This window comes from Erwinia tracheiphila (genome assembly GCF_021365465.1).
GTDB lineage: Bacteria > Pseudomonadota > Gammaproteobacteria > Enterobacterales > Enterobacteriaceae > Erwinia > Erwinia tracheiphila.
In genome coordinates this window covers 3,572,376-3,587,787 of sequence record NZ_CP089932.1, presented here as the reverse complement: position 1 = coordinate 3,587,787, position 15,412 = coordinate 3,572,376, and the positions used below count along the sequence as shown (strand labels likewise).

Annotated in this window: 12 protein-coding genes and 1 pseudogene; 7 read left to right on the top strand and 6 right to left on the bottom strand. The window is 53.2% G+C overall.

Translation table 11 applies throughout. The features are described 5' to 3' along the window. Nucleotide 1 precedes the first annotated feature (1 nt). From LU633_RS18675 to lplT, 3 genes and pseudogenes are all read left to right on the top strand, one after another. Nucleotides 2–1,196: pseudogene (locus tag LU633_RS18675) on the top strand (efflux transporter outer membrane subunit). Between the two features lie 242 nt (nucleotides 1,197–1,438). Further along, nucleotides 1,439–3,613, top strand: coding sequence for a bifunctional acyl-ACP--phospholipid O-acyltransferase/long-chain-fatty-acid--ACP ligase (aas, locus tag LU633_RS18670; RefSeq protein ID WP_016190228.1), 2,175 nt, complete (start codon nucleotides 1,439–1,441; stop codon nucleotides 3,611–3,613). Beyond that, the gene (gene lplT / locus LU633_RS18665) at nucleotides 3,591–4,802 is read left to right on the top strand and encodes a lysophospholipid transporter LplT (protein ID WP_016190227.1); all 1,212 of its coding nucleotides are present in this window, start codon (nucleotides 3,591–3,593) and stop codon (nucleotides 4,800–4,802) included. The genes aas and lplT overlap by 23 nt, the downstream gene beginning before the upstream one ends. 90 nt (nucleotides 4,803–4,892) lie before the next feature. On the opposite strand, the gene LU633_RS18660 is transcribed toward lplT, so the two are convergent. The 4 genes from LU633_RS18660 to mutH all read right to left on the bottom strand — a co-directional run bounded on the left by LU633_RS18660 (nucleotide 4,893) and on the right by mutH (nucleotide 8,171). Next, entirely contained in the window at nucleotides 4,893–5,933 is a 1,041-nt protein-coding gene (locus LU633_RS18660; protein ID WP_016190226.1) for an NADP(H)-dependent aldo-keto reductase, read from the bottom strand. A 300-nt stretch (nucleotides 5,934–6,233) separates the two neighbouring features. Then, nucleotides 6,234–6,449 (bottom strand): YgdI/YgdR family lipoprotein, encoded by a 216-nt coding sequence (locus tag LU633_RS18655; protein ID WP_016190225.1) that lies wholly within the window; start codon nucleotides 6,447–6,449, stop codon nucleotides 6,234–6,236. Nucleotides 6,450–6,611: 162 nt separating this feature from the next. Further along, nucleotides 6,612–7,322: a TerC family protein gene (locus LU633_RS18650; RefSeq protein ID WP_016190224.1), complete on the bottom strand. Its 711-nt coding sequence runs from the start codon at nucleotides 7,320–7,322 to the stop codon at nucleotides 6,612–6,614. 162 nt (nucleotides 7,323–7,484) lie between these two features. Further along, nucleotides 7,485–8,171: a DNA mismatch repair endonuclease MutH gene (gene mutH, locus LU633_RS18645; protein WP_016190223.1), complete on the bottom strand. Its 687-nt coding sequence runs from the start codon at nucleotides 8,169–8,171 to the stop codon at nucleotides 7,485–7,487. A gap of 676 nt (nucleotides 8,172–8,847) precedes the next feature. Between mutH and rppH the strand changes: the two genes are divergently transcribed. The 4 genes from rppH (at nucleotide 8,848) to thyA (ending at nucleotide 13,485) form a co-directional block, all read left to right on the top strand. Further along, entirely contained in the window at nucleotides 8,848–9,372 is a 525-nt protein-coding gene (rppH, locus tag LU633_RS18640; protein ID WP_016190221.1) for an RNA pyrophosphohydrolase, read from the top strand. Nucleotides 9,373–9,384: 12 nt separating this feature from the next. Further along, a complete protein-coding gene (gene ptsP, locus LU633_RS18635) occupies nucleotides 9,385–11,631 on the top strand; it encodes a phosphoenolpyruvate--protein phosphotransferase (protein WP_016190220.1) in 2,247 nt (748 codons plus the stop codon). Nucleotides 11,632–11,812: 181 nt separating this feature from the next. Next, nucleotides 11,813–12,694, top strand: a complete 882-nt coding sequence (lgt, locus tag LU633_RS18630) for a prolipoprotein diacylglyceryl transferase (RefSeq protein ID WP_016190219.1) — start codon at nucleotides 11,813–11,815, stop codon at nucleotides 12,692–12,694. Beyond that, nucleotides 12,691–13,485: a thymidylate synthase gene (gene thyA / locus LU633_RS18625; protein WP_016190218.1), complete on the top strand. Its 795-nt coding sequence runs from the start codon at nucleotides 12,691–12,693 to the stop codon at nucleotides 13,483–13,485. The genes lgt and thyA overlap by 4 nt, the downstream gene beginning before the upstream one ends. A 729-nt stretch (nucleotides 13,486–14,214) precedes the next feature. On the opposite strand, the gene LU633_RS18620 is transcribed toward thyA, so the two are convergent. Then, the gene (locus tag LU633_RS18620) at nucleotides 14,215–14,757 is read right to left on the bottom strand and encodes a DEAD/DEAH box helicase family protein (protein ID WP_016190216.1); all 543 of its coding nucleotides are present in this window, start codon (nucleotides 14,755–14,757) and stop codon (nucleotides 14,215–14,217) included. A 262-nt stretch (nucleotides 14,758–15,019) separates the two neighbouring features. Further along, nucleotides 15,020–15,406 (bottom strand): hypothetical protein, encoded by a 387-nt coding sequence (locus tag LU633_RS18610; RefSeq protein WP_232426815.1) that lies wholly within the window; start codon nucleotides 15,404–15,406, stop codon nucleotides 15,020–15,022. Between the last annotated feature and the right edge of the window lie 6 nt (nucleotides 15,407–15,412).

The following is a 15,412-nucleotide window of genomic DNA, read 5'->3' as shown; positions in this document are numbered from 1 at the left end:
GATGAAAAAAAACAATAAACTCACCTCTGTTTTACTGGCACAGCTGCTGAGTGTTTGTGCGGTCGGCACTGATTATCAGCGCCCCGCGGCGAATATTCCGACCCAGTACAAAGAAGCTAAAGGCTGACGTCAGGCAAAAGCGCTGGTGGGGGAGGCGCTTTCCGATCTTTTCCCCAACGTCACGGGGAGCGTAAGCGCCACGCGCAGTGGTACCGCGGTCAGTTCCACGACCGGGCAACGAACCACCAGCAATAGCCACTTCGTGCAGGCCAGCGCCAGCTGGCCAACATCACCTTCAGCACACAGTCGGAACTGTCGCAGGGCTATGTCAAACTGTGGGTGATGGATCAACAAATAGCGTTGTATCGGCAGAGCGTGGACGCCTGTCAGCGTTATCTGAATATCATCAATAATAAATAATCAGGTCGGTAGTGAATCCGCACCACCCTGGCGCAGGCGCAGCTGGAGAGCGCCGCGCGTCGGTGCTGGATCTGAGCTGGCAGCGTGCGCAAACCGAGCACGCAATTACCATGCTGATGGGTAAAACACCCGCAGGGTTCAGCCTGCCTGCGGCAGCGCTTACCGCGACGTTATCGGCTATCCCGCAGTCGGTGCTGTCTGAACTGTTACAGCGCCGCCCGGATATTGCTTACGCCGGGCGTAATGTGGAGGCGGCTAATGCGGCGGTGGGCGTGGCTATTGCCGGGTATTTCCCTGACCTGACGCTGAGTGCCAGCGGCGGCTATACTAGTTCATTATTTCGAAATGTGATTTCGCTGCCCAGCCGTGTCTGGTCGCTCGGGCCGGAACTGAGCGGCAGGCTGCTGGATTCTGGCGCTACCTCATCGAAAGTGGAGCAGGCCAGTGCCAGCTACGATGCAGATGTCGCCCGCTACCGTCAGGCCGTGCTGACCGGCTTCCAGGAAGTGGAAAATTATCTGGTCCAGCTGCGCACCTTGCAGGATGAAATGCGCACGCCGCAGCGGGCAACTGAGGCTGCGAAAGGATCGGCCCGTGTGACCTACAACCAGTATCAGGCGGGGATGATTGATTATCTCGACGTGACGACCACGGAAAACACCAGCCTGAGTTCGCAACAAAGCCTGCTGTCATTGCAAAGCACCCAGTGGGTGGCAGGCGTGCAGCTGATTGCCGCGCTCGGCGGCGGCTGGCAGGCAACGAATTTGCCGCAGTGAGTACGCATTTGCCCTGGCTTGTAAATACGTTGTGCTTTCCCCTGCAGGCTGACCACATGCGCAACGCGGTCAGCCTGCGGCGGGCAATCAATCCACCGTGGTCCTGCGGCTTAATGCGTCAATACATCGTTGGTTTGCTCCCGCTTAAGCCGCTATCACCATAATTTTCTGCGCGGTGCATTGAGTTATCATGCGCTATCCTGCATCGTTATAGCCAACTTTTTTAAGCGCATGGAGTTGGCATGCTTTTTTCATTTTTTCGTCTGGTATTCAGGCTCTGTTTTCGTACCCGTCTGAACGGTGACCTCTCTGCCTTATCACGGGAAAAAGTGCTGATAGTGCCTAACCACACCTCCTTTCTTGATGGCATTTTGCTGGCGGTTTTCCTGCCGGTGAAGCCGGTTTTTGCGGTCTATTCCTCTATCAGTGAGCAGTGGTATATGCGCTGGTTGAACAGGCTGATTGATTTTGTTCCGCTCGATCCCGCCCGGCCCATGTCGTTAAAATATCTGATTAAAATCATTGGACAGGGGCGTCCTGTGGTGATTTTCCCGGAAGGGCGTATCACCGTGACCGGCTCGTTAATGAAAATTTATGACGGGGCAGGGTTGGTTGCCGCCAGGTCGCAGGCGACGGTTATCCCCATGCGTATTGAAGGCGCAGAGTTTTCGCCTTTTGGCCGCCTCTCTGGCGTGTTCAGGCGGCGTCTTTTTCCGCGTATCACTCTCACACTCCTGCCAGCGACAACTTTGCCGATGCCGGAGGCCAAAAGTGCACGCGAACGGCGCTGGCTGGCTGGCGAGCATCTGCATCATATTATGATGGAGGCCCGGATGGCGGTACGTCCGCGTGAGACGCTGTATCAGGCATTTCTGGCGGCACGCACACGCTATGGATGGTTCAAGCCCTGCATTGAGGATGTCAGTTTTGCTGTGGACAGCTACAGCGGCTTACTCAAAAAATCCCTGGGGGTGGGACGTATTCTTGAGCGTTATACCGCGCCTGGTGAATATATCGGATTGCTGCTGCCTAACGCCACGGTCACGGCAGCGGCGATTTTGGGTACCTCTGCACGCGGGCGTATTCCGGCAATGCTCAACTATACGGCCGGTGTGAAAGGTATTCGCAGTGCCGTCACCGCCTGCGGCCTGAAAACAATTTTCACCTTGCGTCAGTTCCTTGATAAAGGCAAGTTGTGGTATCTGCCAGAAGGCGTCAGCGAGGTGACCTGGATTTTCCTTGAGGACCTGAAAAGCACCGTTACCCTGCGTGATAAACTGTGGGTGCTTTCCAGACTGGTTTTCCCAATGCAGGCGGCGGTGGCACAGCAGCCGGAACAGGCGGCGATGGTGCTGTTCACTTCCGGTTCAGAAGGCGACCCCAAAGGCGTCGTGCATTCGCATAAAAGCCTGCTTGCTAACGTCGAGCAGATCCGCACGGTAGCGGATTTCACCCCGCGTGATCGTTTTATGTCGGCGATGCCTCTTTTTCACGCCTTTGGCCTGACGGTGGGCCTGTTTACGCCGCTGATTACCGGCGCACAGGTGTTTCTCTATCCCAGCCCGCTACATTACCGTATGGTGCCAGAGCTGGTATACGACCGGAACTGTACGGTGCTGTTCGGTACTTCCACTTTTTTGGGCAACTATGCCCGCTTTGCTCATCCGTATGATTTTGCCCGCCTGCGCTACGTGGTGGCTGGCGCAGAGAAATTGCAGGACGCTACCCGGCAGGCATGGATGGATAAATTTGGCATCCGTATTCTTGAAGGCTACGGCGTGAGCGAATGTGCGCCCGTCGTAGCCATTAACGTGCCGATGGCGGTCCGAAACAACACCGTTGGTCGTATTCTGCCGGGAATGGACTTCCGGCTTATCGCTGTGCCGGGCATTGAGCAGGGTGGCCAGCTGCAACTCTGCGGCCCGAATATTATGAAAGGTTATTTGCGCGTGAATAATCCGGGCGTGCTGGAAGCGCCGCAGGCGGATAACGGTGAGGGCCGGATGGAACCGGGCTGGTATGACACCGGCGATATTGTCAGCTTTGATGTCCAGGGTTTTTGCCAGATTCAGGGACGGATGAAGCGCTTTGCCAAAATTGCCGGTGAAATGATCTCGCTGGAAACCGTTGAGCGTATTGCGCTGGCCGCATCCCCGGATAAGAATCACGCGGCGGCGGTAAAGCCGGACGGTCAGCGTGGTGAGGCGCTGGTGCTGTTCACCACGGACCCCCATCTGACGCGCGAGGCGCTCAGGCACACTGCCCGCAGGCAGGACAATATGGAACTGGCGGTGCCGCGTGATATTCGCTTTCTGAAGCAATTGCCGTTGTTGGGCAGCGGCAAGCCTGATTTTGTCACGCTCAAAAGCATGGCTGAACAGCCGGAGAATGATCATGCACAGTGCAGCACGCAGTGAAAGGCTTTTGTCACGCGGCATGATGGCGGTCATTGCTGCGCAGTTTTTTTCTGCCTTTGGCGATAATGCACTGCTGTTTGCAACCCTTGCTGTACTCAAGCAGCAATCCTGGCCTGCATGGAGCCAGCCCATGCTGCAAATGGTCTTTGTGGCCACCTATATCATTCTCGCGCCTTTTGTCGGTCAGATTGCTGACAGTTTCGCTAAAGGTCGGGTAATGATGTTCGCTAACGGGCTGAAGCTGCTTGGGGCATTGGTTATCTGCTTTGGGTTGAATCCTTTCCTGGGCTACAGCTTGGTGGGCATCGGTGCGGCGGCTTACTCAACCGCGAAGTACGGCATTCTGGGCGAGATATCCCACGGCGGCAGCCTGGTGAAAGCTAACGGCCTGATGGAGGCATCCACCATTGCCGCGATCCTCGCAGGCTCTGTTGCCGGGGGCGTGCTGGCGGACTGGCATTTGCTGGCCGGGCTGTCTGTCTGTGTGATTGTGTATGCACTGGCGGTAGCGGCTAATCTGCTGATACCCCGTCTGGATGCGGCGCGTCCGGGGCAGCAGTGGCATCCGATAAGGATGTCGGCCAGCTTCTTTCACGCCTGTGTGGTGCTCTGGCAAGACGCCCGGACGCGTTTCTCACTGGTAGGCACCAGCCTGTTCTGGGGAGCGGGCGTAACGCTTCGCTTCCTGCTGGTGCTGTGGGTGCCGGTGGCGCTGGGCGTCACCGACAATAAGACGCCCACCTTGCTGAATGCGATGGTCGCTGTGGGCATCGTTATTGGTGCAGGTGCAGCGGCGAGACTGGTGACCCTGAAAGCGGTAAACCGCTGCATGCCCGCAGGCGTGTTAATTGGCGTGGCGGTGATTGGCTTCTCGTTGCAGCATACGATGGTGGGGGCTTACGGGCTGTTAATGGCTATCGGTGCGCTGGGTGGTTTTTTCGTGGTGCCGCTCAATGCGCTATTACAGGTTCGCGGGAAAGAGAGCGTGGGTGTGGGTAATGCCATCGCGGTACAAAATCTGGGTGAAAACAGCGTGATGCTGCTGATGCTCGGCATCTATTCGCTGGTAATAAGTCTCGGAGCACCTGTAGTGGCAACCGGCATCGTTTTTGGTACGCTGTTTGCGCTGGCGATTGCGTTGCTGTGGGGTTGGCAGTGGCGACAGAAGCGGGGTCAGCCCGTGCGTTAACTCGATACAATGGCTGTTTTACAGAAATTGAGCGCATAAAAAATAGCGCCCGGCAAACTGCGGGTCGTTTTACACGATCCGCACTGCACCTTACGGTGCGGGGAAGGTATAGCGGCGGTGTATCACTTCCAGCTGCTCAATGATCTCCTTGTCCAGCGTCAGGTTGTAGCTGTTGATATTGATCTGCAACTGTTCAGGGGTGGTTGCGCCCAGCAGGGTACTGGCCACAAAGGGCTGCTGACGGACAAAGGCCAGCGCCATTTGTGATGGGTCCAGCCCGTGCTGTTTCGCCAGCGCAACGTATTCCTCGATGGCAAGCTGCGACTGCTCGCCGCTGTAGCGGGTAAAGCGGCTGAACAGCGTATTACGTGCGTCTGCCGGTTTGGCACCCTTCAGATATTTGCCGCTCAGGGTACCGAATGCCAGACTGGAATAGGCCAGCAGCTCCACGCCTTCAAACTGGCTGATTTCAGCCAGCCCCACTTCAAAACTGCGGTTGAGCAGGCTGTAAGGATTCTGGATGGTAACGATGCGTGGCAGCTCATGTTTTTCCGCCAGTTGCAGATAGCGCATCACGCCCCAGGGCGTTTCGTTTGAGACACCAATATAGCGGATCTTACCGGCCCGAACCTGCTCGCTCAAGGCTTCCAGCGTTTCAAGCAAGGTGACGGGAACGCTGCTGTCGGTCCAGCTGTAGTTCAGCCTGCCAAAGCAATTGGTCTGACGCTGTGGCCAGTGGAGCTGGTACAAATCAAGATAATCGGTGTTTAGCCGTTTCAGGCTGGCATCCAGCGCCTCGCGAATATTTTTCCGATCCAGCGCCTGGCCAGGGCGGATGGACGCATCGGCCCCCCGTGATGGCCCGGCCACCTTGGACGCGAGAATGACTTTATCGCGATTGCCACGGGATTTTAGCCAGCTGCCGATATAGCTTTCGGTTAATCCCTGCGTTTCTGGTCGGGGCGGCACCGGATATATTTCCGCAGTATCAATGAGGTTGATACCCGAGCGGAGGGCCAGATCCAGCTGGGTGTGGGCGTCGGCTTCGCTGTTTTGCTCACCAAACGTCATGGTGCCCAGTCCCAGGTTGCTGACTTCAAGCGTGCTGTGGGGAATACGATGATAGTGCATTTTCCGACTTCCTTTTTTTCATTTTTAACGGTCTGAAATCTGACAACCATTTTTCAGCCTGTCTTATCAGGGTGTTATTGCCTGCTATGTTGAACCGGGTTCCGCAGGTCTTAACAAAAAATCGCTTTGTTTTAGTTTCTGCACGCTGCTATGAACCCCTGCAAGATCAGCACAGCAGAGACTCAGGCCGATCAGGTCTGGCTTTTGACTATAACCGCCGCGTGTTGCAGGGGGAAGAGGGGATTTGTCGGGAGATGAAGACAGGCTGCCCGCAGTATCGCAATGGGTGGCAGAGTCTGTTCAGCGCTCGACAATAGATGAGATGTCGTCGCCGTTAATCTGTAATTCATGGTCGGTGTTGTCGGTGTATTTTACCAGGCCGGTTTGTTTATCGATTTCAGGTTTGCCCTGTGTCATGATCATTTTGCCGTCCTTGGTGGCCATCACATAATCGCTGCTACATCCACTGACCAACATAACCAGCATTAAGGCAACCGCCTTTACTAACCACTTCATATTCTGCTCGCCTGCGACTTGTTTGGTTATTAATAACGCATATAACACAATCGGCTAATCGCAACACTCTGAAAATAGACTGAAGCGCGTAGGGTTAAGGGATTCTTTTCGTAAAGTGATATTACAAAAAGGATAACTGGCCAGCAGGCTGGCCAGAGGAAATCAGGCGTGACTTTTTTTATTACGCAATAAATTCAGGCATTCAACGGCCATTGAGAAAAACATGGCGAAGTAAATATAGCCTTTGGAAATATGAATATTGATGCCCTCAAGAATGAGGGTAAAGCCGACCAGAATCAGGAAAGCCAGCGCCAGCATTTTTACTGACGGATGGTGATCGACAAACTCGCCAATAGTGCGGGCGGCGAACATCATAATCAGCACGGCAAACACCACGGCAGCCATCATAATGATCAGATGATCGGAAAGCCCCACGGCAGTAATGACCGAATCCAGGCTGAAAATAATATCCAGCAGCATAATCTGGACAATCGCCCCGGCAAACGAATGAACATTGTTTTTCTGCTCGCTCTCGTTGCCCTCAATGGTTTCATAGATCTCAAAGCCGGATTTCCACAGCAGAAAAAGACCACCGGAAATAAGGATCAGATCCCGTGTGGAGACGCCGTGATCCATCAGCGTAAACAGTGGATTGGTCAGACGAATCACCCAGGAAATAGAGGCCAGCAGTGCAATACGCATCAACATCGCACCAGCCATACCCAGCCTGCGCGCAGTATTTTGTTGACGCTCAGGCAGTTTTGCCACGACCAGAGACAGGAAAATAATGTTATCAATCCCAAGGACGATTTCCAGAATCGTCAGCGTACCCAAAGCCAGCCAGGCATCCGGGTCGGCAATCCACTCAAACATACAAAGATGACATCCTAAACAGAAGTTAAACGAAGAGGATACTCAACCCGACCCACATTAGCCATATGTACGCCTTACTTAAGTCTGGATCGACGCCTGGCCGCACGGTGCTGGTTGCTGCCGGAAGATGCCCGATTTTAAGAATGTGGCCGCGTGACGGGGTTACAGCAGGAAATGGCGTGCGAGAAGCGGAGCAGTGAATGTTTTCTTCAGATAAAAACCGCGCGGCAGGGTCATAATGGACTGGCCGTTTTCGCCTATCCCTTCGGTCAGTGCCTTGCTGTTGGCGGCTTTGGGACGAATTTGCAGCACTTCACCGTGACGGGCGGTGATACGTTCCACCTGGCCCAGTACGATCATGTCCATCAGTTCTTCCCAGTCCTGCCGAAGTTGCGCTTCTTCTTCATGGTTCGGGCTCCACAACAGCGGCGCGCCTACCCGACGTTCCGCCAATGGGATGGTGCGTTCTCCTTCCACGGGTACCCACAGCACGCGTGCCAGCTTGTGGCGTACGTGGCTGGTCTGCCAGACCACACCGGTATTGCCTGTCAGTGGCGCGACGCAAACAAAAGTGGTTTCCAGCGGGCGGCCAGATGCACTAACAGGGATGGTTTTCAGCTCCACGCCAATTCCTGCAAAATCCTGCACTGGCTTGCTTCCTGCGGTGGCACCGAGATGGCACTCCAGTAGCGTGCCAACCCAGCCTTTATCCCGCCGCAAATCGCCCGGAACAGGAAGATTTGCCCTTAGCGCCAGCTCCGCCAGGGAAAAACCTGCCAGTTTTTCAGCGCGTTCGAGCAGTTGGGCTTCATTTTCCGGCGCGGGCAGTGGCTGAAAAGAGTGGCGCATAGACAAGGCTCCGCTAGCGTATAAAAAATAACCATGACAAAGTCTGTTTTGCACGGAGGAGGATGTGAAAACGAAATAATAGCATGATTAATCATGTTTTTTTGCACTGGCTGCCGTATTCCCTTTTTACTTCATGTTGGGTTATGCGCTGGTTGTCACTGACAATGAACAGGATCTTCCCCCTTGTTATCCACAGAAAAATGGGATAAGTCTTTCACAGAATGAATACTGTTTCGATTTACAGCCTTGACGAGGAAGATTTTATGCTTTTTTCGGTTTTTTTTGCCTGGCGCTACGACATATCCTGTGGATAAAAATAACAGTGCGCGATCTTTCGCCAGTCACGATTCAGAACAATATGACAGCCCGATGAAATCCACGGTTAACGCGTTTTTTCAAAAAAAGATGATTATAAACATAATATTAGGTTTTATTTATTTTACCATAACAGACTCTGGTCGGGAGTTTTCCCCACAGGTTAATGGAGTTCTGCACAAAGCTATCCACAGAAAAGGTGAATAAAATCGCCTTCCGATAAGGTTTTTTGTTTATAACTTTGCCAATTATCCTGAGTTATCCCATTCCTGCCGGCTCCTGAGCAGATAAACCAGTGGTTTACCACCTGTAAGGAGTATGAAACAATCAGAACATCCGAGTTTTAGTTTGAGGTAGTCCAGTGATCGATGATGATGGCTACCGCCCGAATGTTGGTATCGTAATTTGTAACGGGCAGGGGCAGGTGTTGTGGGCCAGACGCTATGGTCAGCACTCCTGGCAATTTCCCCAGGGTGGAATTAACCCGGGGGAAACGGCGGAACAGGCGATGTATCGGGAACTGTTCGAGGAAGTCGGTTTACACCGTAAAGACGTGCGTATTCTTGCCTCTACCCGCAACTGGTTGCGCTACAAGTTGCCAAAACGTTTGGTGCGTTGGGACACAAAGCCGGTCTGTATCGGCCAGAAACAGAAGTGGTTTCTTCTGCAATTATTGTGCAATGACGCGGATATCAACATGCAAACCATCAACACGCCTGAATTTGATGGCTGGCGATGGGTTAGCTTCTGGTATCCGGTGAGGCAGGTGGTCTCTTTTAAACGTGACGTTTATCGTCGGGTCATGAAGGAATTTGCCAGCGTGGTGATGCCATTGCAGGAAAATCACGGACAGCGTAATGCGTTCTATCGTCGGAAGCGAGGTTAAGCCAGACAGATTATGCTCACACAGCTGCGTGAAATAGTCGAAAAAGTGGCTGGTGCCCCCAGATTGAATGAGGCACTTGATATTCTGGTCAACGAGATTTGCCTGGCGATGGAAACCGAAGTCTGCTCGGTTTATCTCGCTGACCACGACCGCCGCTGCTACTACCTGATGGCTACACGAGGGCTGAAAAAGCCGCGTGGCCGCACGATTGCACTGGCATTTGACGAAGGGATCGTTGGGCTGGTTGGGCGACTGGCTGAACCCATCAACCTTGCGGATGCGCAAAGCCACCCCAGCTTTAAATATGTTCCTTCCGTGAAAGAGGAGCGTTTTCGCTCTTTCCTCGGCGCACCCATTATCAGCAGACGCCAGCTGCTTGGCGTGTTGGTGGTTCAGCAGCGTGAGCATCGTCAGTTTGACGAAAGCGAAGAGTCTTTTCTTGTTACCTTAGCCACTCAGATGGCGACCATCCTTTCTCAGTCGCAGCTCAACGCGCTATTTGGTCAGTACCGACAGACGCGAATTCGTGCGCTGGCAGCGGCACCTGGCGTTGCGGTGGCCACGGGATGGCTGGACAATACGCAACCTTCACTGGAAAACGTTTCTGCTGCCTCAACGCTGGATACGGTGCGTGAGCGTGAACGTCTGTCGCTGGCAATAGATGAAGCAGCTGGTGAGTTTCGCCGTTTCAGCAAGCGTTTTAACGCCAGCGTGCAAAAAGAAAGCGCGGCGATATTCGATCTCTATTCTCATCTGTTAAGTGATAACCGGCTGAAGAAAGATCTTTATGCCGAAATTGACAACGGCTCGGTTGCAGAATGGGCGGTAAAAACGGTCATTGAAAAGTTCGCCGCGCAATTTGCCAGCCTTCAGGATAATTATCTGCGCGAGCGTTCCTGCGACCTGCGGGTGCTGGGTCAACGCCTGCTGTTTCACCTTGATGATTCAATACAGAACAATAACAGCTGGCCTGAACACTTCGTGCTGGTCGCTGATGAACTGACGGCAACCACGTTGGCAGAGGTGCCGCATGACCGTCTTGCAGGTGTAGTGGTTAGAGACGGTGCGGCCAACTCTCACGCGGCGATAATGGCACGTGCAATGGGCATCCCAACCGTGATGGGCGTGGATGCACAACCAGAATTGCTGAATGGCCGCCTGCTGATTGTTGATGGCTATCGCGGCGAGCTGCTGGTAGACCCGGAGCTGGTACTGGTGCAGGAATACCAGAGGCTGATCAGTGAAGAGCATGAGTTGAGTAAGCTGGCAGAGGACGTGGTTGAATACCCCGCCGCGCTCAAAAGTGGCGAGGCCGTCAAAGTCATGCTCAACGCCGGGCTGAGTGCTGAACATGAAAAAGCGTCAGGCAACCGGGTGGATGGCGTGGGACTCTACCGTACGGAAATTCCGTTTATGCTGCAAAATGGCTTTCCATCGGAAGAAGAGCAGGTGGCGCAATATCAGGGAATGCTGCAGCTTTTTCTGGACAAACCGGTCACCCTGCGCACGCTGGATATCGGTGCCGACAAGCAGCTGCCTTATATGCCGATCAGTGAGGAAAATCCCTGTCTTGGCTGGCGGGGCATCCGGCTGACGCTCGATCAGCCTGAAATTTTTTTGGTGCAGGTCCGGGCGATGCTGCGTGCTAACGTTGCCAGCGACAACCTCAGTATTTTGCTGCCGATGATTACCTGCATCGATGAAATTGATGAGGCGATCCGTCTGATCGACCGCGCCACCCGTAAAGTGGAAGAGATGCTGGGTTATACCATCCCTCAACCGCGCATTGGCGTTATGATTGAAGTCCCGTCAATGATCTTTATGATCCCCCATCTGGCCGGGAGGGTCGATTTTGTTTCAATTGGCACCAACGATCTTACTCAGTATCTGCTGGCGGTGGACAGGAACAATACCCGTGTTGCTAACCTCTACGACAGCCTGCATCCGGCGATGCTGCGTGCATTAAAAATGATTGCCGACGAAGTGAAATGTGCCGGAATTGAGCTGTGCCTGTGTGGTGAAATGGCTGGAGACCCCGCCTGTGTTCCGTTATTAATCGGGCTGGGATATCACCACTTAAGCATGAACGGCCGTAATGTGGCACGGGTGAAGTATTTGCTGCACCATCTGGACTACGCCGACGCACAAAAACTGGCGGAGGCGGGGTTAAAAGCGCGACAGGCAGTGGAAGTCCGTCACCAGGTCGCGGCGTTTATGGAGCGCCGTGGGCTAGGCGGCCTGATTCGTGGTGGACGCTAGCCCGGCTTTTCCGTTAAAGAAATGACGATGTCACCTGAACCGATTAATAAAGTTTACAGTTAAGTCCGGTCAGGGTTTTTCTGGCTGTGATATGATGCTCCCCTTGTTTCTGCGCCCTGCGCACACTGGATGATCCACTTCGCTGCCCGCTAGCCGGAGCGATACTGAAAAATGGTGCAAGATGACTAACCGCTATCTGGCTTTCCCCCAATTTGATCCTGTTATTTTTTCTGTCGGGCCAATCTCCCTGCATTGGTACGGCCTGATGTATCTGGTCGGTTTTATTTTCGCCATGTGGCTAGCTGTGCGCCGTGCTAACAAGCCGGGCAGCGGTTGGAAAAAAGAAGAAGTTGAAAATCTGCTGTATGCCGGATTTCTCGGTGTTTTCCTCGGTGGACGTATTGGCTATGTGCTGTTCTACAATTTGCCGCTGTTTTTGGATAATCCGCTTTATCTTTTCAAAGTGTGGGACGGTGGGATGTCATTCCACGGCGGTCTGATCGGGGTTATCGTGGCCATGCTGTGGTTTGCCCATCGCACCAAACGTAACTTCTTCCAGGTCTCCGATTTCATTGCCCCACTCATTCCATTTGGTCTGGGCGCCGGGCGTCTGGGTAACTTTATTAACGGTGAACTCTGGGGACGCGTGGCCCCCGATCTGCCCTGGGCGATGCTGTTTCCCGGTTCGCGTGGTGAGGATGCCGCGCTGGTGTCCACCCACCCGGAATGGCAATCCTTGCTCTCAACGTACGGCGTGCTACCGCGTCATCCTTCGCAGGTTTATGAGCTGCTGTTGGAAGGCATAGTGCTGTTTATCATGCTGAATGTGTTTATCCGTAAATCACGCCCGATGGGGGCGGTTTCTGGTCTGTTCCTGATTGGTTACGGCCTGTTCCGTTTTATTGTCGAATTCTTCCGCCAGCCCGATGCGCAGCTGGGCCTGTTTGACAATGCCATCAGCATGGGGCAGATCCTCTCCACGCCAATGATTTTCGCCGGTCTGGTGATGATGATTTGGGCCTGTCGCCGTCGGGGCGCACAGCAACTCAGCGAGGAAAAATGAAACAGTATCTGGCGTTAATGCAAAAAGTGCTCACCGAAGGTACACCAAAAAATGACCGAACCGGTACCGGCACCCTGTCCATTTTTGGCCACCAGATGCGTTTCAATTTGCAGGAAGGTTTTCCGCTTGTGACAACCAAAAAGTGTCACCTGCGCTCAATCATTCATGAGCTGCTGTGGTTTCTCAACGGCGATACCAACACGGCTTATCTGCAGGATAATAAGGTCACTATCTGGGATGAATGGGCTGATGAAAAGGGCGATTTGGGGCCGATCTATGGTAAACAGTGGCGCAGTTGGGGTGCTGCCGATGGGCGTCAGATCGATCAGCTCACTCAGGCAATACAGCAGCTAAAAAGCGATCCGGATTCGCGGCGTATTATTGTTTCTGCCTGGAACGTCGGCGAACTGGATCAGATGGCGTTGGCACCCTGTCATGCGTTTTTCCAGTTCTACGTTGCTGACGGTAAACTTTCCTGCCAGCTTTACCAGCGTTCCTGCGATATTTTCCTCGGCTTGCCTTTCAATATTGCCAGCTATGCGCTGCTGGTGCATATGATGGCGCAGCAGTGCGGGTTGGAGCCGGGTGATTTTGTCTGGACAGGCGGAGACACCCACCTTTACAGCAATCATCTGGAACAGACGCGTCTGCAGCTGACGCGTGAGCCGCGCTCACTGCCCAGATTGATCATCAAACGCAAACCGGCGTCATTGTTTGATTACCGCTTTGAGGATTTTGAGATCGAAGGGTATGACCCGCATCCTGCTATCAAGGCACCTGTAGCGATATGAGTTATCTCAGCAGCGGCGAGGCGGCTGCTGAGATTTCGCTGTTTGCAGTTTGCCTCGGGCCGTCGAACGACTGTCCTCTGTTGCTATCCTTTCAGGCCGAATCTGGCAGTCTGGCCTTTCACAGTGCTGTTATTCTCAAGCTGACATCGGGCAGGATAACGTAGCCCCCTGAACTTTGCCTTACGCTTTAATCTTCCTGACCTGACCTGAGCGGATAGAATGGCGGTAGGCACCATTTTCTTTCCAGCGCGGTATTTCCGTCATCGTCGCATACACATCGTTTTTTATTTTTTGCCCAGGTTTCCCGGTATGGACACTTTCGCGAATATGGATACTACCCCGGGCAGAAATGCACCTTACATCAGAAGCCCCAGGATCTTCACCGCACCGGGCCTGCGGTTTAATGAGGCTCTGGACTTCACATCTGCTGAATTAGCTCAGATTGGAACTGACACAGCACCAAATCTAATCTGACAGATCGCTCTGGGCCTGAAGCGCACATTCAAAGATCTCTGCCAGTGAGAAAGAAGCTTTTAAACATAAGCGCGTTTTTTTGAAAATTATTACTCTGCTTCACAAACGCCGCACCGCTTTAGGGTATGGTTCATCTCTGTTGCGACCACAGTCGGATTCCCACTGAAGCAGCATCGATTGCACCAGCAAGATAGCCCGGAAATTGTGTTGACCATTCACTGCCAATACCGATTAGGTTACCTGTTTCTCTGAATTTCAGGGTGAGGAGAACCAGAGCAGTAGATGATCAACAATTTTTTGTGGTGACATCAAGGATGTATGAAATGTGCGATGATGCGCAGCCTCTATTACGCTGCTGTAATCACACTGTTTCAGAATCTCTTTAAGTTTTGCCTGGGTATCCATCTTACCAAACCGGCGTCGGTCAGGGCTTTCAACCTGTTTTAACAGATTCTCCCGATCGCTGCGAAGTTGCACAAAAAATGGCGTGATGCGGTGTTTCCCGCATGCGCTGCGGATGTCCTCAATGTACCTGTCATCTTTACTGCCTTCGTAACAGAAGGTTGTGACGATATCGCGCTGGCTTTCCTCAAACAGTAGCGTCAGTGCATAAAGCCTCAGCCTGCAGGCAAAATGCCTGACAGTGCTGAATTCATGCTCAGACGCCAGCAGCTCCATCGCTAAGTCATATGTCATATGGTTATGAAACAGCGTTGCCTGCATATCTTTCGCCAGCAGGCGGCCGACGGTAAGCTTTCCCACTGCTGGCGCACCATAAATAAAAACCAGCTTTCTCACTGCGCCGTACTCATCGTGCTGGCATCATACCAGGTGACATTTAAAGCGTTGCGTGTCTTGACGGAAACGCCGGTTAACGGCACCACCTCATGCCAGGTTTCATGGTGGTTGGTACGAATTATGACGCGGCGTTGCCCATGATCGGCAGAACAGAATGGCATACCTCAGCATGGTTCAACGGGTTAAGAATGCGAAAGGTGCCTCCCCAGCTTTCCTCCCACTCTGCTTTAAAGTAGATAATCAGTCGATAACCTCGCTTCAACTAGGCATCGACATGCGGTTGGTAATGTGTTTCTCTGCCGCCGCGAAATGCAACGGCCTCCATTTTGTAGTTGGAAAGATCGTCGCCACAAAAGGTGGACAGCGTGGTGGTAAAGCGTTGGCATACCAGCTCGGCGCACATTTCCTGCGATGCCACTGACAGCGTATTGGCATCGCTGACTTTACCGGACGCGAGAGGGATCAGCGTACGACGGTAAAAGTAACCCCCGTTACGTTCACGATAGTTAAATCCATCAGTGGGAAGTTCGTCAGCAGGCGTGGCGGCAACAGATGCGTTGCACCATATCTGCGTCAGTTCTCCCCAGGTAAAGGGCGTTTGATGCCGTTTACCGTCGGCGATACGCTTAAAATCGAAGTAATTAGCCATGCTTTT